Origin of the sequence: Burkholderia sp. AU44665 (assembly GCF_030504405.1) — a bacterium.
GTDB classification, from domain to species: Bacteria; Pseudomonadota; Gammaproteobacteria; order Burkholderiales; family Burkholderiaceae; genus Burkholderia; species Burkholderia semiarida.
On sequence record NZ_JAUJRI010000007.1, the window covers coordinates 232,136 to 251,668 of the forward strand.

General features: G+C 65.7%; 18 protein-coding genes. 3 read left to right on the top strand and 15 right to left on the bottom strand.

What is annotated here, in order from left to right; all coding sequences use genetic code 11:
* Positions 1-56: 56 nt before the first annotated feature.
* The 7 genes from QZM15_RS17425 to QZM15_RS17455 all read right to left on the bottom strand — a co-directional run bounded on the left by QZM15_RS17425 (position 57) and on the right by QZM15_RS17455 (position 6,622).
* The gene (locus QZM15_RS17425) at positions 57-848 is read right to left on the bottom strand and encodes an alpha/beta fold hydrolase (protein ID WP_302106888.1); all 792 of its coding nucleotides are present in this window, start codon (positions 846-848) and stop codon (positions 57-59) included.
* 84 nt (positions 849-932) lie between these two features.
* Entirely contained in the window at positions 933-1,253 is a 321-nt protein-coding gene (locus tag QZM15_RS17430; RefSeq protein WP_099317073.1) for a DUF4148 domain-containing protein, read from the bottom strand.
* Between the two features lie 278 nt (positions 1,254-1,531).
* Entirely contained in the window at positions 1,532-2,074 is a 543-nt protein-coding gene (locus QZM15_RS17435; protein ID WP_059579916.1) for a cytochrome P460 family protein, read from the bottom strand.
* Positions 2,074-3,117: an alpha/beta fold hydrolase gene (locus QZM15_RS17440; protein ID WP_059579915.1), complete on the bottom strand. Its 1,044-nt coding sequence runs from the start codon at positions 3,115-3,117 to the stop codon at positions 2,074-2,076. The genes QZM15_RS17435 and QZM15_RS17440 overlap by 1 nt, the downstream gene beginning before the upstream one ends.
* A 254-nt stretch (positions 3,118-3,371) precedes the next feature.
* Positions 3,372-4,751, bottom strand: a complete 1,380-nt coding sequence (locus tag QZM15_RS17445) for a tripartite tricarboxylate transporter permease (RefSeq protein WP_302106889.1) — start codon at positions 4,749-4,751, stop codon at positions 3,372-3,374.
* The gene (locus QZM15_RS17450) at positions 4,751-5,248 is read right to left on the bottom strand and encodes a hypothetical protein (protein ID WP_302106890.1); all 498 of its coding nucleotides are present in this window, start codon (positions 5,246-5,248) and stop codon (positions 4,751-4,753) included. Before QZM15_RS17450 ends, QZM15_RS17445 begins: the two co-directional genes overlap by 1 nt.
* An 87-nt stretch (positions 5,249-5,335) precedes the next feature.
* Positions 5,336-6,622 (bottom strand): hydroxymethylglutaryl-CoA reductase, degradative, encoded by a 1,287-nt coding sequence (locus QZM15_RS17455; RefSeq protein WP_302106891.1) that lies wholly within the window; start codon positions 6,620-6,622, stop codon positions 5,336-5,338.
* Between the two features lie 164 nt (positions 6,623-6,786).
* Here QZM15_RS17455 and QZM15_RS17460 point away from each other — a divergent pair, with 164 nt between their 5' ends.
* Positions 6,787-8,172 (top strand): PLP-dependent aminotransferase family protein, encoded by a 1,386-nt coding sequence (locus QZM15_RS17460; RefSeq protein WP_302106892.1) that lies wholly within the window; start codon positions 6,787-6,789, stop codon positions 8,170-8,172.
* A gap of 53 nt (positions 8,173-8,225) precedes the next feature.
* Here the strand turns inward: QZM15_RS17460 and QZM15_RS17465 are convergent, their stop codons facing one another.
* Both QZM15_RS17465 and QZM15_RS17470 read right to left on the bottom strand, forming a co-directional pair.
* Positions 8,226-9,503: an epoxide hydrolase family protein gene (locus tag QZM15_RS17465; protein WP_060967959.1), complete on the bottom strand. Its 1,278-nt coding sequence runs from the start codon at positions 9,501-9,503 to the stop codon at positions 8,226-8,228.
* A 204-nt stretch (positions 9,504-9,707) separates the two neighbouring features.
* Entirely contained in the window at positions 9,708-10,412 is a 705-nt protein-coding gene (locus QZM15_RS17470; protein ID WP_059580315.1) for an SDR family oxidoreductase, read from the bottom strand.
* Between the two features lie 134 nt (positions 10,413-10,546).
* On the opposite strand from QZM15_RS17470, the gene gcvA reads away from it, so the two are divergent.
* Positions 10,547-11,437 carry a transcriptional regulator GcvA gene (gene gcvA, locus QZM15_RS17475; RefSeq protein WP_302106893.1) on the top strand — a complete coding sequence of 297 codons (891 nt, stop codon included), beginning with the start codon at positions 10,547-10,549 and terminating at the stop codon, positions 11,435-11,437.
* Between the two features lie 25 nt (positions 11,438-11,462).
* Here the strand turns inward: gcvA and QZM15_RS17480 are convergent, their stop codons facing one another.
* The 6 genes from QZM15_RS17480 to QZM15_RS17505 all read right to left on the bottom strand — a co-directional run bounded on the left by QZM15_RS17480 (position 11,463) and on the right by QZM15_RS17505 (position 18,422).
* Positions 11,463-12,050 carry a pyridoxamine 5'-phosphate oxidase family protein gene (locus QZM15_RS17480; RefSeq protein ID WP_099317068.1) on the bottom strand — a complete coding sequence of 196 codons (588 nt, stop codon included), beginning with the start codon at positions 12,048-12,050 and terminating at the stop codon, positions 11,463-11,465.
* A gap of 94 nt (positions 12,051-12,144) precedes the next feature.
* Complete coding sequence (locus tag QZM15_RS17485) at positions 12,145-12,336, bottom strand: hypothetical protein (RefSeq protein WP_226221617.1); 192 nt, start codon at positions 12,334-12,336, stop codon at positions 12,145-12,147.
* Positions 12,337-12,348: 12 nt separating this feature from the next.
* Entirely contained in the window at positions 12,349-13,548 is a 1,200-nt protein-coding gene (locus QZM15_RS17490) for a PLP-dependent aminotransferase family protein (protein ID WP_302106894.1), read from the bottom strand.
* 369 nt (positions 13,549-13,917) lie between these two features.
* Positions 13,918-14,562: a hypothetical protein gene (locus tag QZM15_RS17495; protein ID WP_302106895.1), complete on the bottom strand. Its 645-nt coding sequence runs from the start codon at positions 14,560-14,562 to the stop codon at positions 13,918-13,920.
* Between the two features lie 8 nt (positions 14,563-14,570).
* Positions 14,571-15,833 carry a DUF6402 family protein gene (locus QZM15_RS17500; protein ID WP_302106896.1) on the bottom strand — a complete coding sequence of 421 codons (1,263 nt, stop codon included), beginning with the start codon at positions 15,831-15,833 and terminating at the stop codon, positions 14,571-14,573.
* Between the two features lie 288 nt (positions 15,834-16,121).
* Positions 16,122-18,422, bottom strand: coding sequence for an NADP-dependent malic enzyme (locus QZM15_RS17505; protein ID WP_302106897.1), 2,301 nt, complete (start codon positions 18,420-18,422; stop codon positions 16,122-16,124).
* Positions 18,423-18,556: 134 nt separating this feature from the next.
* Here QZM15_RS17505 and QZM15_RS17510 point away from each other — a divergent pair, with 134 nt between their 5' ends.
* A complete protein-coding gene (locus QZM15_RS17510) occupies positions 18,557-19,528 on the top strand; it encodes a LysR substrate-binding domain-containing protein (protein ID WP_089465373.1) in 972 nt (323 codons plus the stop codon).
* The last annotated feature ends 5 nt before the right edge of the window (positions 19,529-19,533 follow it).

Sequence of the window (19,533 nt, forward strand, 5' to 3'; positions counted from 1 at the left end):
CATCGCCATCACTCAAGGCGCCGCGCATCCTCACGAAAGCGCGGCGCCGTGTTCGCTCACTGCGTATCGTGCTTCGCGCGCTCGGCGGCGGCGATGATCGCGTCGGCCACGGCTTTCGGCTGGCTCAGCATCGCGACATGGCTCCCGTTCACGCGCGCGACCGTCGCGCCGATCCGCTTCGCCATCGCTTCCTGCAGCTTCGGATCGATCATCCGGTCCTGCGTCGCGACGACGAACGTCGACGGCTTCGTATGCCACGCGGCCTGCGTGACCTTCTCCGAGATGCAGCCACCGTACCACGGCCCTTGCGTCGCCGCGACGATGCGCTGCTGCGCGGGCGGCAGATCCGGCGCGAAATCCTGCGCGATCGCCTTGTCCGACAGCCGCGCGAAACCACCCGCGTCCTTGCGCAGCTCGCCCGCCCACGACGGCGCCGGCAGCCCTTGCGTGACGTCCGCGATCGACTGGCCGTTGTCGGGCGCGAACGCCGCGACGTACACGAGCGACTTCACCTTGTCGTCATTGCCGGCCTCGCTGATCACGACGCCGGCCCACGAATGGCCGACCAGCACGACCGGTCCTTTCTGTTCGTCGATCGTGCGTTTCGTCGCGGCCGCATCGTCGGCGAGCGAACTCAGCGGATTCTGCACCGCCACCACGTGCAGCCCGCGCGCCTCGAGCAGCGGAATCACGCGGTTCCAGCTCGACCCGTCGGCGAACGCGCCGTGCACGAGCACGACGTTGGTGCCCTTCAGGTCTTCCTTCGGTGCGGCCTGCGCCGCGACCGCACCGAACAGTCCGCCGACTACCGCGGCGGATACCAGAACGCGTTTCATCAAACCGGCCATCGTCATGCTCCTTTCTTTGTCGTGTTGTTCAAGTGAAGTGCTTCAGCGCGCGCCACACCTACGTGAGGCGGGCGCGGCGACCGATCACGAATGCGCGTACAGGTCGTCGGCGGCGTTGCGATGGCCGGCCGACGTCGAAGCATCGGCCACGTTGTCGCCTTGCGACTTCGACGGGCCGTTCTGGTCGGAGCGTGCGACCTGCTGCGCGGCGGCGACGGCTTGCTCCGCGGCCGCGATATCGTCCGGGTAGTGCGCTTCGCTGCCGGCCGGGTTGTAGCCGGCCTGCTCGAGACGGATGAGGTCGGCGCGCACTTCGGCACGCGTGAGGCCGTGGCCCGTATCGGCGAACGACAGGGCCGGAGCGACGGCGAGGACGGCAACGGCGAGGATTCGAGCGGCTTTCATGAGAGTTCTCCTTGAAGGAAGTTGGGGTGTCGATCACTTGGCATTCGGCGTGAACGTCTGGCGCTGAACGCTTGCTGCATGTCGACAGTAGAACCCGCGCACGTATCCGGCATGTTTCCGAAACCGGGGCGTTCTGCATGCCAGTTTTTCAGGAACGACCGCAGATACAGTGCGATACAAACGCGCGTGATCCGTTTCGCCCCCCCGCCGCGCACCCATGAAAAAAGGCGTGCCTCGCAAGGCACGCCTTTCCCTCCACTTCACGCCGCCGTGTCACGTCACGGCGCGAGCCGCGTGAACACGTAATCGTGATTCTTCACGCGCGCCTGGTGACACGCAAAGCACGTCTGATGCTGGCCAATGTCGGCGGGCACGCCGTTGATGAAGCGTCCGAAGCCCCAGCCGCCCGTCGATGCATAGCGGCGCGAGTCCTTCACCATCACCTGCACGGTCGTCGCCTGCCCGGGCACCGTCGCCGGCGGAAACTCGTCGGACTGCTTGCGCTTGTACGCGAGCTTCACGAGGATCGTGCCATCCGGAAACGGCAGCGTCGCCTTTTCGAGCGCGCGGATCGCGACCGGATTGCCGAGCACCACGCGCAACTCGTCGAGCGGCGCGGCTTCCTCTGCCGGCGCAACCATTTCCCACTTGCGATAGCCGGGCGGAATCGTCACGCCGTAGATCGGCGACGCGGCCGCGGCCGGCTTCGGCTGTTCCGCGAACGCGGCCGGCCCGCTCGCCGACCACGCACCGGCCAGCAGCACGCCCGCGGCGACCACCCGGCGCGCACCGCGCCGCCACACTCCCACGCGCGCCCGCATCACAGATGCTCCACTTGCAGGATCGCATCGGCGAATGCCTGCGGCGCTTCCTGCGGCAGGTTGTGGCCGATGCCGCCGGTGATCGTCCGGTGCTGGTACTTGCCGGTGAACTTCTTCGCGTACGCGGCCGGCTCCGGATGCGGCGCGCCGTTCGCGTCGCCTTCCATCGTGATCGTCGGCACGGTGATCGCGGGGCCTGCCGCGAGACGCCGCTCGATGTCGTCGTATTGCGCTTCGCCCTTCGCGAGCCCGAGACGCCAGCGATAGTTGTGGATCACGACGGCCACGTGGTCGGGATTCTGGAACGACGCGGCCGTGCGCGCAAAGGTTTCGTCGGAGAACTGCCACTTCGGCGACGCGAGCTGCCAGATCAGCTTGTTGAACGCATCGCGGTTCTGCGCGTAGCCGAGTTCGCCGCGCTCCGTCGTGAAATAGAACTGGTACCACCACTGCAGCTCGGCCTTCGGCGGCAGCGGCTTGGCGTTCGCCGCCTGGCTGCCGATCAGGTAGCCGCTCACCGACACCAGCGCCTTCACGCGCTGCGGCCACAGCGCCGCGATGACGTCGGCCGTGCGCGCGCCCCAGTCGTAACCGCCGAACACCGCGCGGTCGATCTTCAGTGCATCCATCAGCGCGACGATGTCGACGGCCGTGACGGCCTGCTGGCCGTTGCGCACCGTGTCGGCCGAGCGGAACGTCGTCGAGCCGTAGCCGCGCAGGTACGGCACGATCACGCGATAGCCGGCCGCGACGAGCAGCGGCGCGACTTCCGCGTAGCTGTAGATGTCGTACGGCCAGCCGTGCAGCAGGAACACGGCCGGGCCGTTCTTCGGGCCGAGATCCGCATACCCGACGTTGAGCACCCCCGCGTCGATCTGGTGGATCGTGCCCAGCGACGCGGCGCCGGCCGCACGCTTGCCGGCCGATGCATCGGGCGCGGACTGCGCATGCGCAAGCGCGCTGAAGCCGAGGTCGGCCAGGCTGAGGCTCGCCAGCGTCGAGCCCAGGATCAGGCGGCGGCGGGTGTTCACGTTATCGGACATGAGTCGTTCTCCATTGTCGATCGCTAAGGAAGGGGCCCGCGGCACGTGCGGGCATTCGGGTATCGTCGTTCGCAGCGGCGGCGCATCGCACCGCGCCGTCGTGTGAATCGCTTCACCGGTTTTATATCCGAACCGACCGGGCGCTTTGTATCCCAACGTATCTGTGTGCGAACACGACAAAAAGCGATTCAAAAATCGTCGGAAAAGCGACGTTTCGCCGCGATGGCCGGGCATCCGCGACCGGCGCCGGCGCGTCAGAACAGTTTGGCGATCGCGGGCACGCTGAGCACCGCTACGTAATAGCCCATGAACTGCACGCCCGTGTTGAACGCGAACAGGCGCGACAGCATTCCGCCGAACAGGCCGATCGTCACGATCACGGCGAGCCCGAGCAGTTGCCCTTCCCACACGCCGATCACGACGATCAGCCCCGCGAAGGTCGCGATGATCGCTTCATGGCTCAGCTTGCGCGCGACGAACGACGCCGCGCGGTGCGCGTGGTGCATCGCGAGCGGATACGCGATCAGCGCGGCCAGCACGATCGACAGCAGCCCGTAGCCGAGGAACGCCGGCCAGCTCATCAGCGTATGCAGGTTGTTGATCTGCCCGCTCGCCGCATCGACCGTGAAGCGCGGCGGCGCATTGAACAGCGGCGCCGCGGGGCCGGCCGCCACCGGGCTCAGCGGCAGCCCGAACGCGATCAGCGGAATCAGCGCTTCGGCGATGTAGGTCGCCTCCGTCACGCCGTTGCGCGCGGCGATCACCGTCGTCAGGCGCTGGTACGCATGACGCACGCGGGCACCGACGATCTCGCCCATCAGCACCGTCATCGCGACCGGGCTGAACACGAACGTCGCGCTCGACACGGCGGCCGTGCCGACCGTCCATGCGACCTGCTCGCGGTCGAGCACCTTCAGCGGATTCGGGAAGTAGCCGCGCCAGCTTTTCACGTCGGGCGCAAGCACGAACGTCGACGGCCCGTCGCGACGCATGCGCCGCCGCTCGGCCGGCGACAGGATCGAGAACAGGTCGGCCACCAGCGGCCCGATCGCGATCCCGAGGAAGTAGCTGACGCTCAGCTTCACGCCGTAACGACCGGTGAGCGCCTGCAAGCCGACCACCAGCATCACGAACGGCACGAGCAGCAGTACCGACGCCCACCGCCCCGCCGAGAAGTACGCGATACCCACGGCCGCCGCGAGGAACACCCACGGCGCCGCCTTCGCGATCGCCGCGCCGAACGGCGCGAGCAGCGACGCGAACAGCACCGCGAGCGGCAGTGCGACGAACGCCGCGACGATCGCGCCGGAGATCATCTTGCGCAGCGCGATGTGCGGCACGCCGAGCGCGCGCAGCAGCGTCGCCTGTTGCAGCAGCGGCGCGGCCATCGTGTCGCCGGGAATACCGAGCAGCGCGGTCGGGATCGCGTGCGTGATGTGCTTGGCCACCGCGCCCGCGAGGAAAAACGTGAACACGCCGGCCGGCGGCACGCCGAGCAGCGCGACGAGCAACGTGAGCGGCGCGATCGTCGTCGTTTCGTCGGTGCCGGAGATCAGGCCGATGGCGGAGAACACGATCGCGCCGAGCAGCCCCATCGCGAACGCGGCCGGCAATGCATGCAGCAGCGCGTCCATCAGCGGCCTCCCGCGCGGGCGCGCCCGGTGGAGGCGTCGTACGACGCGAACAGGTCGAGCAACCCGAGTTCCTCCATCTCGGCGCGCGCGGCGGGCGACAGGTCGTTCGTCGAGCCGAGCCCGCCCGATGCTTCGGCGAGTTGCCGCAATGCGTCGTCGCGCTCGGCGCCGCCCGCCGCCTGTTCGATCACCGTGCGCTTCGGCTTGAACAGCCGCGCGCAGATCGCACCGCCCAGCAGGCAGCCGCCCAGGCCGATCAGCATCGCGTAAGCGCGTGCGATCGCCGCGTCGTGCACGAACGACGCGAGCGCGATGCGGCCGACCTCGAACGCGCCGAGGCTGATCGCGATGCCGAGCAGCACCGACCACGCAAGATGCTTCGTCGCCACCGTATCGCCCCATACCTCGACGAGCGTCGTGGCCGCCGCATCGGCGCCGGCCAACGGCCGGGCGCGATGCGGCGCGGGTGCGACGGCGCTTGAACCGGTCTGTTCCATGTGTCTCCTCCTGGTTTGATATGTCGCCGGCCATGCCGGCGCGGCGCGCAGCGCGCCGCCTGTATCGCGCGGCGTGCAGCGCGCGGGTCAGCCGCCGCTGCGGCCCGCGAGCAACGCGACGGCGAAATCGGTACGCACGTCCTTCGCCGCGACCATCTGCTGCGCGATCCGGTCGATGTCGGCCCCCGTCGCACCGGCCGCGACGGCGATGTTGCGCGCATGCAGCGCCATGTGTCCGCGCTGGATTCCTTCGGTCGCGAGCGCGCGCAGCGCACCGAGATTCTGCGCAAGCCCGACCGCGACCGCAATTTCGCCGAGTTCCTGCGCCGACGTCACGTTCATGATCTTCAATGCAAGGCGCGCGAGCGGATGCGTCTTCGTCGCGCCGCCGACGAGCCCGACCGGCATCGGCATCTCGATCGTGCCGACGAGGTCGCCGTTGGCGGCCTTCTCCCACGTCGTCAGCGACGTATAGTGGCCGCTGCGGCTCGCGTACGCATGCGCGCCGGCCTCGACCGCGCGCCAGTCGTTGCCGGTCGCGACCACCACCGGATCGATGCCGTTCATGATGCCCTTGTTGTGGGTCGCCGCGCGGTACGGATCGGTCGCCGCGAACACGTATGCGTCGATCACGCGGTCGATCACGTCCTCGCCGGCGTAATCGTCGGTCGCGAGCGTCGCCGCCGAGTACCGTACCTGCGCGCGCGCCAACCGCAAATCGGCGAGGTTGGACAGTATCCGCAACCGTACCTGGCCGCCGGTAATCGCCTCGATGCGGGTCGCGACGGTTTCGGCCATCGTGTTGACCGTGTTCGCGCCCATCGCGTCGCGCACGTCGACGATCAGGTGCGCGACGATCATCGCGCCGCGCGGCGTGTCGGGGAACACATGAACCTCGATGTCGCGACAGCCGCCGCCGAGGCCCACGAGCACCTTGTCGCGGCTGTTCGCGAGGGCGATCAGTTCGGCCGCGTGCCGCAGGATCGCGAGCCGCGCGCCGTACGGATCGCCGACGCCGATCACCTGCACCTGCGCACGCATCAGCGGGCCGCTGCTGGACGTACGGAAGCCGCCGGCCGCGCGGGAGAGCTTCGCCATATACGATGCGGCCGCGACGATCGACGGCTCCTCGACGGCCATCGGCACGATCACGTCGCGATCGTTGATCCGGAAGTAGCCGGCCACCGCCATCGGCAGCTCGAACGTGCCGATCACGTTCTCGATCATCCCGTTCGCAGTGTCGAGCGGCAGCGCGCCCGGTTTCGCGAGCAGCGCGTGCTCGGCGTCGTCGAGCCCGACGATGCGGGACAGGTGGGACAGGCGTTGCTCGGGCGTGAGCGAGCGGAAGTTCGGCAAGGCGGAATCGATCGGCATGATGGGTCGGCTGTTTCGGGGTGGCGGTGTGGCCCGTCGGCGCTTGCGGCAGGCAGCGGATAGCCGAATAATAGTCACACTGTACCCATTGAAAAGGTACAGACGGCGCAGACAGTCATCCACCCGTACCCATGACAGCGGGCCGGCCCCGACGGAACATTCCGATGAAACAGCGTGCGAAAGCCAGCCTGTCTGGCGCAATGGCGGACAATCTGGCCAGACAGATAGAAGAAGGGGTGTTGCCGGCCGGTGCGAAACTGCCGTCGATCAGGGAATACGCCGAGGCGTCCGGCTGCTCGAAGAACACCGTGATCAGCGCGTTCGAGATGCTCGCGGCCGATGGCCTGATCGAGCCGCGCCGCGGCTCGGGCTTCTTCGTCACGCGGCGCGCGGCCGCCGTGCCCGACATCGACGAGCCGAGCTCGCTCGACCGCGCGATGGACATCGTGTGGCTGATGCGCGAGCAACTGCACGTGAAGCCCGACGTGCTCAATCTCGGCGAAGGCTTCCCGCCGATCGAGTGGCTCGAGGAAACGCGGCTGAACCAGTACCAGCAGCGCATCATGCGCACGAGCGCCGCGTCGCTGTTCCGCTACGGCAGCCGCTTCGGCTATCTGCCGCTGCGCCAGTCGCTGCAGCAGAAGCTCGCCGGCTACGAGATCGAGGCGCCGCCCGCGCAGATCGTGCTCACGCACGGCGCGAACCAGGCGATGGACCTCGTGCTGCGCTACTTCGTGCGTCCCGGCGATACCGTGCTCGTCGACGATCCCGGCTACTACCCGCTGTTCGGCAAGCTCAAGCTGAGCGGTGCGAACATCGTCGGCGTGCCGCGCGAGATCGACGGCCCCGACGTCGCGAAACTGGCCGAGCATGTCGCCGCGTACCGGCCGAAGCTGTTCTTCACGCAATCGGTCGGCCACAACCCGACCGCGACCGATACGAGCGCGGCCAAGGCACACCGCATTCTGCAGCTCGCCGACGCGCACGATCTGATCATCGTCGAGGACGATGCGCTCGCCGACCTGCGGCCGCGCTCGCTCACGCGCATCGCGACGCTCGACCAGCTGCGCCGCACCATCTATATCGGCAGTTTTTCGAAATCGGTGTCGGCGGCGCTGCGTGTCGGGTTTCTCGCGTGCAATGCGGCGCTTGCCAGCGATCTCGCCGACGTGAAGATGCTGACGCACGTCAGCAGCTCGGAATACTGCGAACGCACGCTCGACGCGATCGTCAGCGATGGTCATTTCCTCCGGCATACGAACCATCTTCAGGAGAAGTTGCGGCGCGCGACCGGCACCGCGCTCGATGCGCTCGGCCGCCTCGGCGCGGAGGTCTATCGGCCCTGTGACCAGAGCCTGTATCTGTGGGCCGCGCTGCCCGGCTGGCCCGATTCGATGCAGCTCGCGCAGGCAACGCTCGAGCGTGGCGTGATTCTCGCGCCCGGTGCGGTGTTTTCGCCGCAGGCCGATCGTCCGTCGAAGTATTGCCGCTTCAACGTTGCGTATCTCGCGGACAAGCGGTTTGCGCAGGCCTTGCAGGCGGTTACCTGAAAACGAACACGGGCCGCGCCACCGCCTGGCCCGCATTCGTCGTGTCACTCTGGTTACACGCGCCGCAACGGCCGGAACCCGGCACGCACTTCACGCGCAAACAGTTCCGGCTCCTCCCATGCGGCGAAGTGCCCGCCCTTGTCGACTTCGTTGAAGTAGATCAGGTTGTGATAGCTGCGCTCCGCCCAACTGCGCGGCGCCTGGTAGATCTCGCCCGGAAACACCGTGATCGCGGCCGGCAGCGAGATATCCACCGCGTTGAAGTTGTTCGAGTGATCCTCCCAGTAGATTTGCGCAGCGGACGTCGCGGTGTTCGTCAGCCAGTACAGCGAAATGTCGTCGAGAATCTCGTCGCGCGGAATCGAGCGTTCGGGCACGCCGCCGCTGTACGTCCACTGCGAGATCTTGTCGTACATCCACGCGGCCTGTCCGGACGGCGAATCGGCCAGCGCATAGCCGACCGTCTGCGGCCGCGTGACCATCATCGCCGAGTAGCCGCAGTTGTCGCGGTAGAACGTCGCGAGCTTCTCGTACGCGGCCTTCTCCTTCGGCGACAGCGACGCCGGCGCCGGCGCATCGACCTGGAGCAGCGTCGCGATGTCCGGCGGCACCGTCGCCGGCATGTTCACGTGAATCCCGACGAGGCCCTGCACGCGCTGCATCGCCATCCGGTGCGAAATCACCGAGCCGCAGTCGCCGCCCTGCGACACGAAGCGCGTATAGCCGAGCCGCGCCATCAGCTCGCCCCACGCGCGCGCGATGTGATCGGAACCCCAGCCGGTCTTCGTCGGACGGCCCGAGAAGCCGAAACCCGGCAACGACGGCACGACGACGTGAAACGCGTCGTCCGCGCTCGCGCCGTGCGCGGTCGGGTCGGTCAGCGGGCCGATCGCCTTCAACAGCTCGAAGACCGAGCCGGGCCAGCCGTGCGTCATGATCATCGGCATCGCGTTCTCGTGCCGAGAGCGCACGTGGATGAAATGAATGTCGAGCCCGTCGATTTCCGTGATGAACATCGGGAAACCGTTCAGGCGCGCCTCGCCCTTGCGCCAGTCGTAGTCGGTGCCCCAGTAGCGCAGCAGCGCCTGCATGCGCGCGAGCCGCACGCCCTGCGACTCGTCGGCGACGGTTTCGCGGCCCGGCCAGCGCGTCGCGGCAATGCGGCGGCGCAGGTCGGCCACGGCTTCATCGGGAATGTGCGCGGTGAACGGGCGTATGCCGCTCGCGCCGGTCGCGGCATGCAGCGCGGTGGGCAGCATCGCCGAGACCCCGGCGGCCACGGAAGTGGCCAGCAGGTGGCGACGCATCGGGGAAAACGGTGTGGAAGACATCGTTCGGCATCCTTTCGTGAAGTGGAAAGTGAAGATGCCGCGCGCGGGATCGCGCCCAGGCTTTCGATCCGGCGCGCCCTCGTCGCGCGGCGTCGCCCATTTGAAAGGTCTGATGTATCCGGGATTTGTCTGATTTGTACGCGTTTGTAGCGGCTGCACCGCGAGCGGGCGGCCCGCGCCGCCGCTCGCTCGCCGCTGCGGCGCTCAGAGCGCCTTGACGATTGCGCCGTCGACGCGAATGTTCTGCCCGGTGATGTAGCCCGCGCCGTCCGACAGCAGGAACGCGACCGTCTTCGCGATCTCACCGGTCTTGCCGAAGCGGCCGGCCGGAATGCGCGCGACGATCTCCGGCGTTTCCGGCCAGCTGTCGATGAAGCCCGGCAGCACCGCGTTCATCCGGATGTTCTCGGCCGCATAGCGTTCCGCGTACAGGCGCGTCCATGCGCTGAGCGCCGCGCGCAGCGCCGACGACACCGGCATCGGCTGCTCGGGCGCATCCGCCGCGAAGCTCGAGATGTTCACCACCGCGCCGCCGCCCTGCTTCTGGAAGATCGGCGTCACGCGGCGCATCACGCGCACCACGTTCAGCAGGATCAGGTCGAGCCCCGCATGCCAGTTGTCGTCGGTGATCGCCAGCAGTTCGCCCTTCGGCGGATGGCCGGTATTGTTCACGACCGCGTCGATCCGCCCGTAGCGGGCGACCGTTTCCTGCACGAGCGTGTCGATATCGGCTTCGTCCGTCACCGATCCCTTGATGCCGAACCCGCCCAGTTCCTCGCCGAGCGCCACCGCGCTGCCCGACGGCGACATCAGCGCGACGCGATAGCCCGTCGCCGCCAGTTCGCGCGCGATCGCCGCGCCCATGCCCTTGCCCGCCGCCGTGATCAACGCCACTTTTTCTACAGTCACGATGTGCTCCTTGCTCCGATTCCGCCGCCGCGCAGCCGCCATTCGGCGCGCCATGGTGGTAATGTAGGCGCATCGATTCCGGCTGTCGAACCAGTATTTCTGCCGCCAGCCGATAGTTTTTCTACAGTCTGACGATGCCGCCACGCCCTTCCCGCCTGCCGCCGCTGAATGCGCTTCGCGCGTTCGAAGTCTCGGCGCGACACCTCAATTTCCGCGCCGCCGCCGACGAGATCGGCGTCACGCAGGGCGCCGTCGCGCAGCAGGTGCGCCACCTCGAGGACGTGCTCGGCCTGAAGCTGTTCGAGCGCTTGCCGCGCGGCCTTGCGCTCACGCACGACGGCGCCGCTTATTTTTCCGACGTGCAGCGTGCGCTGCATGCGATCGCCGGCGCCACCGACAAGCTCGTGAAACGGCGCGCGGCGCTGACGATCAGCACGACGCCGTCGTTCGCGTCGAAGTGGCTGATCCCGCGGCTCGCGCAGTTCACCGACGCGCATCCCGACTACGACGTGCGCGTGATCGCCGACCCGCAGATCGCGACGTTCCGCCACGACGGCGTCGATCTCGCGATTCGCTACGGCAAGCCGCCGTTCGGCAAGCATCTCGTCACGCATGCGCTGTTCCCGCTCGACGTGTGCGCGGTGTGCAGCCCTTCGCTGCTGACCGCGCCGGCTTCGCCGCGCGCGCTTGCCGGCCAGGTGCTGCTGCACGACGCGCATGACCTGTGGCCCGAGTTCCTCGCGGCGATGCCCGAACCGGTCGACGTCGATCCGCACAAGGGGCTGCGCTTCAACCAGACGTCGCTCGCGATCGATGCGGCCGTCGCCGGCCAGGGCATCGCACTCGCGACCGAGCCGCTCGTCGAGCGCGACATCGCCGCCGGACGGCTGTGCAAGCCGTTCGACTTCGCGTTTCCGCTGTCGATGGGGTTCTATCTCGTGTATCCGGCCGAGCGCCGCGACGACGGTGCGATCGCGGTGATGCGCGAGTGGATGATTCAGGCCGCGTCGGACGGGCAGCCTTGAGCGGCTCGAGCGCGTTCGGCCCGCTTCAGGGCGCGATCCAGCGGGCTTCGTAGCGGTTTTCGTTCAGGTCGAATACCGCTCGGCGATGGCCGGCGCGCGCGAGTTCGAGCCAGTCGATGCGTGTGACCGTCATGTGGATCAGGCAGAAGTTTTCGTAGCCGTCGCCGGTTGGTGCGGTGCTGTCGACATGTGCGGCTTCCGGAGACGCGACCGGCGTGCCGGGCGGCAACGGCGCGCGATACAGCAGCAGCGTATGCGGGCGGCTCGATGCCCAGAGCGCGCGCCGTTGCGTTTCGTCATCGCAGACCGATGCAATTCCTTCCGCGCGAATCTGCACGAGCGCGTCGAGATCGTTCGCGACGATCGAGATACGCGGATCGCGACGCAACTCCGCGACCTTCGCCGAGCGCGCATCGGTATGAAACGACAGCACGCGCTCGACGCGGTTCACCTGACGCAACACGATCGTCCGGACCTTCGGTGCGCCATCGAGACCGAGCGTCGCCGCCTGCAACATCGTGAACGGCGAGCGCTGAACGCTGACGCCGGATTCGAGGCAGGACCAGATGCGGTCGTACGTTTGCGCGAGCGATTCGGAGGTCGAGTCGGACATGGGGCGGCGGCGATCGTCGGTGTTTCGATCGCGCAAGCTTAACCGTTCGTTTCGCCGACGGCTCGCATCCAGTGCGCCGCCGCGCCTGTGCCAGTCAGTTGTAGCCGAGCACCACCGGCGCCGCATCGCCGGCATCGGTCGCCGGCTCCGCGCCGAAGCGGCCGAGCACGTCGGCCACATACTGCGGCCCGGCGCTGATCTGCGACGAGCGATGCTTCGCCGGCCGGTTGTCGCCGCCGCTCGCCGCTGCGCCCGTCGATGCCGTTTCGTTGACGGTGATGGTCATGCCGATGTCTCCTTACGCGGCCCGCGCCGCACCATACGCACGCACGAGGCGCGCGACGCCTTCCCGGATCGCGTCGACGTCCGGCGCGGCGAACGACAGGCGCAGCGACGCCGCGTCGACGTTGTCCGCGAAGAACGCCTTGCCGGGGACGAACACGATCTTGTGCGCGATCGCCTGTTGCAGCAGCACGTCCGACGACACCGCACCGATTCGCGCCCACACGAACATCCCGCCTTCGGGACGATGGAACTCGATCGCATCGCCGAACCCGTCGCGCAGCGCGTCGCACATCGCGTCGCATTTGATCCGGTACGCGGCCGTGATGCGTGGCAGATGGCGTTCGAGCGCGCCGTCCGCCAAATATTCGGCGGCGGTGGCCTGCGTCCACGGTGCGCTGCACAGATCGACCGTCTGCTTCGCGATCACGCAGCGCCGCGCGATCTCGGCCGGCGCGATCGTCCAGCCCACGCGCAGACCCGGCGCGACGATCTTCGACAGGCTCGCGAAATGCACGAGCCAGTCGCGTGCGCCGTCCACCTCGCCGGTAAGCGCGAGCATCGACGGCACCGGTTCGCCCGCGAAGCGCAGGTCGCCGTACGGGTCGTCCTCGACGATCAGGAAACGGTATTGCACCGCGAGACGCAGCAGCTTCAGCCGGCGTTCGCGCGTGAGCGTCGCGCCCGTCGGGTTCGCGAAGGTAGGGACCGTGTAGAGCAGCTTCGGCTGCGCGATCGCGCCGGACGCGAGTTGTTCGCCGAGACGATCGACGTCGAGGCCTTCGCCGTCGACGGGAATCGTCACGATGCGCGCCTGTTGCAAACGCATGGCTTGAAGCGTGGCCGGGTACGCCGGTTGTTCGGTCAGCACGACGTCGCCGGGCGACACCATCACGCGCAGCAGCAGGTCGAGGCCTTGCTGCGAACCGGTCGTGACGAGCAGTTCGGCTGGCGTGCATGCGACGCCGCGCCGCGCCATCAGCGCGATCAGTTGCTGCTTCAGTTCGGCGAGGCCGTCGGTCGGGCCGTATTGCAGGCAGCGGACGGGCTGGGCATACGCGCGTTCGGCGGCCGCGTTCAGGCCGGCGACGTCGAACAGGTCGCTGGCCGGATAACCGCCCGCGAAGGAAATCATGCCCGGTTCGGACAGGTACTTGAACAACTCGCGGATCGGCGAGCCGGCAGGGTTTTGGAATGAGGGGGTGAACGCGTACATGTCGTCGTGAGCGGGTGGGCGCGGACGGCCGGGATAGCCGTCGAGTGCCGGCCGCCAAGGCGCTTCTGGCGCCGCGGCGGTGAATTCGAGCCACGATTGTCGATAGTCATTAAGGGCTCGGCAAACGATATCTATGCACTAGGTCTTGCGGTTTGGTCATTACATCGCGGTGGGGTGCGTGTTGGCGGTGCGCGGATGATGCGGGGTTCCGGGGCGGTTTGCCGAACGAGTGTTTGATTCGGGTGGTTGTTTCGCCCGGGTGGTCATGATGATCGCTACGGCTTTCTTGGCTTGGGCGGTTCAGCAAGAATCGTGAATCGTGGGCGGCGCCGCTTCAACGCGACGACCACCACGGCATCGAGAGCGCTCTCAGCGAAGCCAAATCGGAATTCTCGCCGCGATCCAATCGAGCGTGGTCGGGGGCAGCGAGATCGACCTTTCACTGTCGTACTCATCCGATGCGTCGAAATAAATCAACTTGTTCTTACGGATGATGGTCGATTCTTCCCCCGGCCGGCCGTCCCAAAAAACGAAAAATAGTCGAGTGGCGAGCGTCGAGCCGTGTGCATCGCTGACGACGAGTTTGACCTGCTCATTCTGATCCACGAAAAAACCATTGCCCGGAGCACCACTCCCGCAGATGTTGATGATGTAGGTTGTGCCGTCAACGTGCTTGACACCGCCATTCATCTTGACGTTGTAGTTGAAGCGCTGACAATCGGTACGGTCAGCCATGATCCCGCGAAATCCTACCAGGTAGACGAACGCAAAAAAAACGAGCGTGACGATCGCGAGGCCTGCGCGCTTCGCTCGGCTGAAACGGTTGAAATTTCTGACGCGCCGGTACAGGTAGAAACCGAAGATGATCGACGTGATGGCGAAGATCGCCGGCTTCGTATTCATCGCCGAGACAAGTACGATTCCGTTCCTCACGTTGAGTGGCAAGAACAGCCACGCGATATCGACAACGAGGTATATGGCGCTCACGGACAAGACTACTTTGAGGATGGTCATGGCCCCTTTCATTGCTCGGCCGGAATGGATCTGCATACGGTGTCAATTTTCAAAATGATCGGCTTGTCCAGCTTGATGAGCTTTGGCTTGCTGTAGACCATGAAGTCGCCACCACGATTATGCACCGACCTCCAGTCCCGGTACGTCTTGTTATGCACCGGCCAGTAGACATCTTTCACTCGAAATTTCCGAAAGCGACTGGTTCGTTTGTCGATCGGCTTATCGATCTCTTCTCCCTCAGGGAGATAGCGCCACTCCTCAATGGTCGAGCTCCCAACGTTAAAGTTACTGCTCTTAAAGAGATCGTTGATGGCCGCGGCATAGGACAAAACCATCCCGCTCTTGTTCCAGTGACCGAGGTACTGGCTCTTGGAAGGCGAGTCGTCGTTGAACGAGTAGCTGTCCTTGATGTAGACATAGATGTGGGTCATCTGTGCAACCGGTTCGAGACAGAATATTGTGTTCTTACCCTCGTACTTGTAGTAGCGCTCACCGGTAACGGTCGCCCTCCCAACAGCAGCGTAGAAATTGAAGTTTCCCAGAGCGCCGGTTAGATCGGTCAAAGCCGTTCCGTCGAGGGTGGCAAAGGATGATACCGACTGGAACTGAAATCTCCAGGCGATATGAAACTGAAGCAGATCCGTCAGAAACGGAGCAGTGTCGATCACGATACCCGCTGCGTTCATCTTTCCGGCAGAAAAAACCCTCTCGATCACGGGCACCAGCGCATTCTTGACTGCTTCAGCAGCTTTCTCCGTGTAAATCGCTTGCCGGACGAGTTGCTTGAATCGCCAGGATGCACCACTAAATCTCAACGCCCACTCCAGAGTGACTGTCGTGTCGTCGATCGGCTGCGGTGAGTTGAGCTTGTTGTTGTAGATATGCTTGGGACTCGCCAACCACTTTCGCGCCAACTTAGCCGAAATTGGCCACCCCGCCCTGTCCATCGCGTTGGGGATATCCTGCAGATCGAACTCGGGCAGTTTGTCGGCTTGCTCTGCGTCTTGAGGCTTGTCGCTCGGCTGTGGCTTGGCGGGTGACTTAACCGGTGCTGGAGCCGGGGCTCGCGGCTTCTGCGCTGCGGCTCGATCGGCTATCTTGGGCGGAGGCGGCGGTGGCTGCTCATTTGGCGCAAGCCTAGCGAACGAGATCTTTTGCTGCGTGTCGATGGGAACGCACCCGACGATGCCTGAATAGCATTTCCAATGCTTTCCGGAATATAAAAGGCGCGATTCCATCTGGTAGTACGGAACTTTTTTGACAACTGACATGGGTAGATAGCACCTCTGAACGAATCGGCGCCAAAATAATCGATACCCAAGCAATTCCGCAATAGCAATGAAAACAACTGTTAAATCAATTCGATTACGAGAAAATCGCGAAGATTGGGACAATTCTCAATGGGGTGATTGAATAGGAGGACTTGTCACGAGTTGCTCCAAGATTCTTGGCTTGGGTGCCAGCTTAGGGCAGACATTGCTTGGCACCGTCACGACGGCCGCTCATGGCCGAATCTGACAAACAAAGGGCGGCCTCAGCCGCCCCACGAAGCCATTCAATCACCCACCCACACCCCGATTCGCCTCGATCACGGTCAACGCAGCCATATTCACGATCCGCCGCACGGTGGCGCTGGACGTAAGGATGTTCACAGGAGCATTGACGCCCAACAGGAACGGCCCCACCGCCACATTGCTCCCCGCCTCGGTCTTGAGGAGGTTGTACGCGATGTTGCCGGCATCCACATTCGGACAGACCAGCAAATTCGCCGCCCCCTTCAACGGCGACATCGGCAGCAGCTTCGCCCGCAGCCCTTCATCGAGTGCGCAGTCGCCATGCATCTCGCCATCGGCCTCGATATCCGGCGCCTGCTCCCGCATGATCTCCAGCGCCCGGCGCATCTTCACGCCCGAAGCCGCACTCCCCGACCCGAAATTCGACCGCGACAGCAGCGCGACCTTCGGCGTCAGGTTCAACCATTCCATCTGCCGCGCCGCCGCGATCGTGAATTCGGCGATCTGCTCCGCATCCGGGTTGTCGTTCACGTGCGTATCCACCAGCGCCACCGTCCGCTGATCGAGCAACAGGATGTTCATCGCCGCGTAGGTCGACGCACCCGGCTTCTTGCCGATCACTTCGTCCACGAACCGCAGGTGATTGTGATACTCGCCCACCGTCCCGCAGATCATCCCGTCCGCGTCGCCGAGTTGCACCATCATCGCGCCGATGAGCGTCAGGCGGCGGCGCATTTCCACGCGCGCCATTTCCTTCGAGATACCGTCGCGGCAGCGCATTTCCCAATACTTCGTCCAGTACTGCGGGAAACGTTCGTCGTATTCCGGATTGGTCACTTCGACGTCCTGACCGAGCCGCAAACGCAGCCCGAACCGCTCGATGCGCGCGAGCAGCACCTCCGGACGCCCGACCAGAATCGGCCGCGCCAGCTTCTCGTCGACGATCACCTGCACCGCACGCAGCACACGCTCGTCCTCGCCTTCGGTGAACACGATCCGCGCCTTGCCGCCGTCGCGCACGAGCTGGCGCGCGGTCGCGAACAGCGGCTTCATGAATGCGCCCGAGTGATAGACGAATTGCTGCAACTGCTCGACGTACGCATCGAGATTCGCGAGCGGACGGGTCGCCACGCCGCCTTCCATCGCCGCCTTCGCCACGGCCGGCGCGATCCGCACGATCAGGCGCGGGTCGAACGGCTTCGGAATCAGGTATTGCGCGCCGAACGACACGTCGTATGCACCGTAGGCCGCCGCGACGACTTCGTTCTGCTCTTCCTCGGCCAGCCCCGCGATCGCGTGCACCGCGGCGATTTCCATCTCGCGCGTGATCGTCGTCGCACCCACGTCCAGCGCGCCCCGGAAAATGTACGGGAAGCACAGCACGTTGTTGACCTGGTTCGGGTAGTCCGAGCGGCCCGTCGCGATCACGACGTCGTCGCGCGTCTCGTGCGCCAGTTCCGGGAAGATTTCCGGCGTCGGGTTGGCCAGCGCCAGAATCAGCGGACGCGCCGCCATCTGCTTGAGCATCTCCGCGGTGAGAATGCCGCCGACCGACAGCCCCAGGAACACATCCGCGCCGTCGATCACGTCGGCGAGCTTGCGCGCGTCGGTTTCCTGCGCGAAGCGCGACTTGGCCGGGTCCATCAGCGTGGTGCGGCCGCGATAGACGACGCCTTCGATGTCGGTCACCCACACGTTTTCCACCGGCAGCCCGAGGTCGACCAGCAGGTCCAGGCACGCCAGCGCGGCAGCACCGGCGCCCGACGTCACGACCTTCACTTCCTTGATGGATTTCCCGACGACCTTCAGCCCGTTGATGAACGCGGCGGACACGGTAATGGCCGTGCCGTGCTGATCGTCGTGGAAGACGGGAATCTTCATGCGCTCGCGCAGCTTCTGCTCGACGGTGAAGCATTCCGGCGCCTTGATGTCTTCGAGGTTGATGCCGCCGAACGTCGGTTCGAGGCCGGCGATGATGTCGACCAGCTTGTCCGGGTCGGTCTCGTTGATCTCGATGTCGAACACGTCGATCCCGGCGAACTTCTTGAACAGCACGGCCTTGCCCTCCATCACCGGCTTCGACGCGAGCGGGCCGATGTTGCCGAGGCCCAGCACGGCGGTGCCGTTCGTGATCACGCCCACCAGGTTGCCGCGGCTCGTGAAGCGGTGCGCCTTCAGCGGATCGGCGGCGATCGACTCGCACACGCTCGCCACGCCGGGCGTATAGGCCAGCGCCAGATCGCGCTGGGTCACCAGCGGCTTGCTCGCGACGACCGAGATTTTCCCGGGGGTCGGAAATTCGTGATAGTCGAAGGCGGCCTGCTGCTGTGTCTCTGTCTGTTTCATGTTTTGGTCCCGGCGTGGGCGCCAGGCCAGTCCCGGCGCGATCCATGAGGGTGATTCTAGGGATCCGCCATAACGCGATGATTCTGTTTTAATATCGGCCCATCACTTTTTTCTGATGAATACATGACCAGTCAATGAATTTTGACGCAAACGACGTGGTCAGGCGGCTCGGCGCGCGTCTGAAGATTCGGCATCTGGTGCTGTTGCTGCAGATCCAGCAGCACGGATCGCTGACGCGCGTCGCCGAGCACATGGCGAGCAGCCAGCCGGCCGTGACGAACGCGCTGTCCGAGCTGGAAAGCATGTTCGGCACGCCGCTGTTCGAGCGCTCGTCGCGCGGCATGCGGCCCACCGCGCTCGGCGCGGTCGTGCTCGAGCGGGCGAAGGCGATGATCAAGGATCTCGACCACCTCGCTCGCGAGATGGAGGCCGTCGCCGCCGGGCATGCGGCTCATCTGCACATCGGCGTGATTCCGTTCATCTCCGGCCAGATGCTGTCGGCCGCGCTGAAGCGGCTGCAAGCGCGCATGGAGCGGCGGCTGACCGTGACGATTCACGAAGGCACCAGCGATCAGCTGCTGCTGCAACTCCGGGATCACAGTGTCGACATCGTGATCGGGCGCGCGTCGTCGGCGATCGATCTCGGGCAGGTCTCGTTCGAAGTGCTGTACCAGCAGCAGCCGCGCATGATCGCGAGCCGGCGGCTGGCCGCCAAGCTCGCCCGTACGCCGCTGGACTGGCACAAGCTGCACGCGCTCGACTGGATTCTCGGCGCGCCGCATACGCCGATGCGCGAACAGGTGACCGACCTGTTCCTGTCGGCCGGCATCGCGCCGCCCGTGCCGATCGTCGAAAGTTACTCGTCGAAGCTGATCGGCGAAATGATCGCGTCGAGCGACGAGGCCGTGTCGATCGTGCCGGCCGATATCGCGGAGGAACTGGTGAGGATCGCCGGCGTGGCGATCGTGCCTTATTCGCTGGTGTGGACGCTGCCGCCGATTGCGCTGTTCACGCGCTCCGCCGATTCGCAGTCGCCCCCGCGCGATCTGCTCGTCGACGCGCTACGCGAGGTGTGCAAGGAAACGTACGGAGAAATGCGTCGATAGCGGCG

Bases quoted from the DNA above. Each gene is read 5' to 3' on its own strand.
- QZM15_RS17465 (WP_060967959.1), bottom strand. From the start codon at position 9,503: ATGTCTTCCACACCGTTTTCCCCGATGCGTCGCCACCTGCTGGCCACT.
- QZM15_RS17435 (WP_059579916.1), bottom strand. From the start codon at position 2,074: ATGCGGGCGCGCGTGGGAGTGTGGCGGCGCGGTGCGCGCCGGGTGGTC.
- gcvA (WP_302106893.1), top strand. From the start codon at position 10,547: ATGCCGCCACGCCCTTCCCGCCTGCCGCCGCTGAATGCGCTTCGCGCG.
- QZM15_RS17455 (WP_302106891.1), bottom strand. From the start codon at position 6,622: ATGCCGATCGATTCCGCCTTGCCGAACTTCCGCTCGCTCACGCCCGAG.
- QZM15_RS17500 (WP_302106896.1), bottom strand. From the start codon at position 15,833: ATGTCAGTTGTCAAAAAAGTTCCGTACTACCAGATGGAATCGCGCCTT.
- QZM15_RS17485 (WP_226221617.1), bottom strand. From the start codon at position 12,336: ATGACCATCACCGTCAACGAAACGGCATCGACGGGCGCAGCGGCGAGC.
- QZM15_RS17425 (WP_302106888.1), bottom strand. From the start codon at position 848: ATGGCCGGTTTGATGAAACGCGTTCTGGTATCCGCCGCGGTAGTCGGC.
- QZM15_RS17450 (WP_302106890.1), bottom strand. From the start codon at position 5,248: ATGGAACAGACCGGTTCAAGCGCCGTCGCACCCGCGCCGCATCGCGCC.
- QZM15_RS17445 (WP_302106889.1), bottom strand. From the start codon at position 4,751: ATGGACGCGCTGCTGCATGCATTGCCGGCCGCGTTCGCGATGGGGCTG.
- QZM15_RS17495 (WP_302106895.1), bottom strand. From the start codon at position 14,562: ATGACCATCCTCAAAGTAGTCTTGTCCGTGAGCGCCATATACCTCGTT.
- QZM15_RS17430 (WP_099317073.1), bottom strand. From the start codon at position 1,253: ATGAAAGCCGCTCGAATCCTCGCCGTTGCCGTCCTCGCCGTCGCTCCG.
- QZM15_RS17510 (WP_089465373.1), top strand. From the start codon at position 18,557: ATGAATTTTGACGCAAACGACGTGGTCAGGCGGCTCGGCGCGCGTCTG.
- QZM15_RS17440 (WP_059579915.1), bottom strand. From the start codon at position 3,117: ATGTCCGATAACGTGAACACCCGCCGCCGCCTGATCCTGGGCTCGACG.
- QZM15_RS17505 (WP_302106897.1), bottom strand. From the start codon at position 18,422: ATGAAACAGACAGAGACACAGCAGCAGGCCGCCTTCGACTATCACGAA.
- QZM15_RS17460 (WP_302106892.1), top strand. From the start codon at position 6,787: ATGAAACAGCGTGCGAAAGCCAGCCTGTCTGGCGCAATGGCGGACAAT.
- QZM15_RS17480 (WP_099317068.1), bottom strand. From the start codon at position 12,050: ATGTCCGACTCGACCTCCGAATCGCTCGCGCAAACGTACGACCGCATC.
- QZM15_RS17490 (WP_302106894.1), bottom strand. From the start codon at position 13,548: ATGTACGCGTTCACCCCCTCATTCCAAAACCCTGCCGGCTCGCCGATC.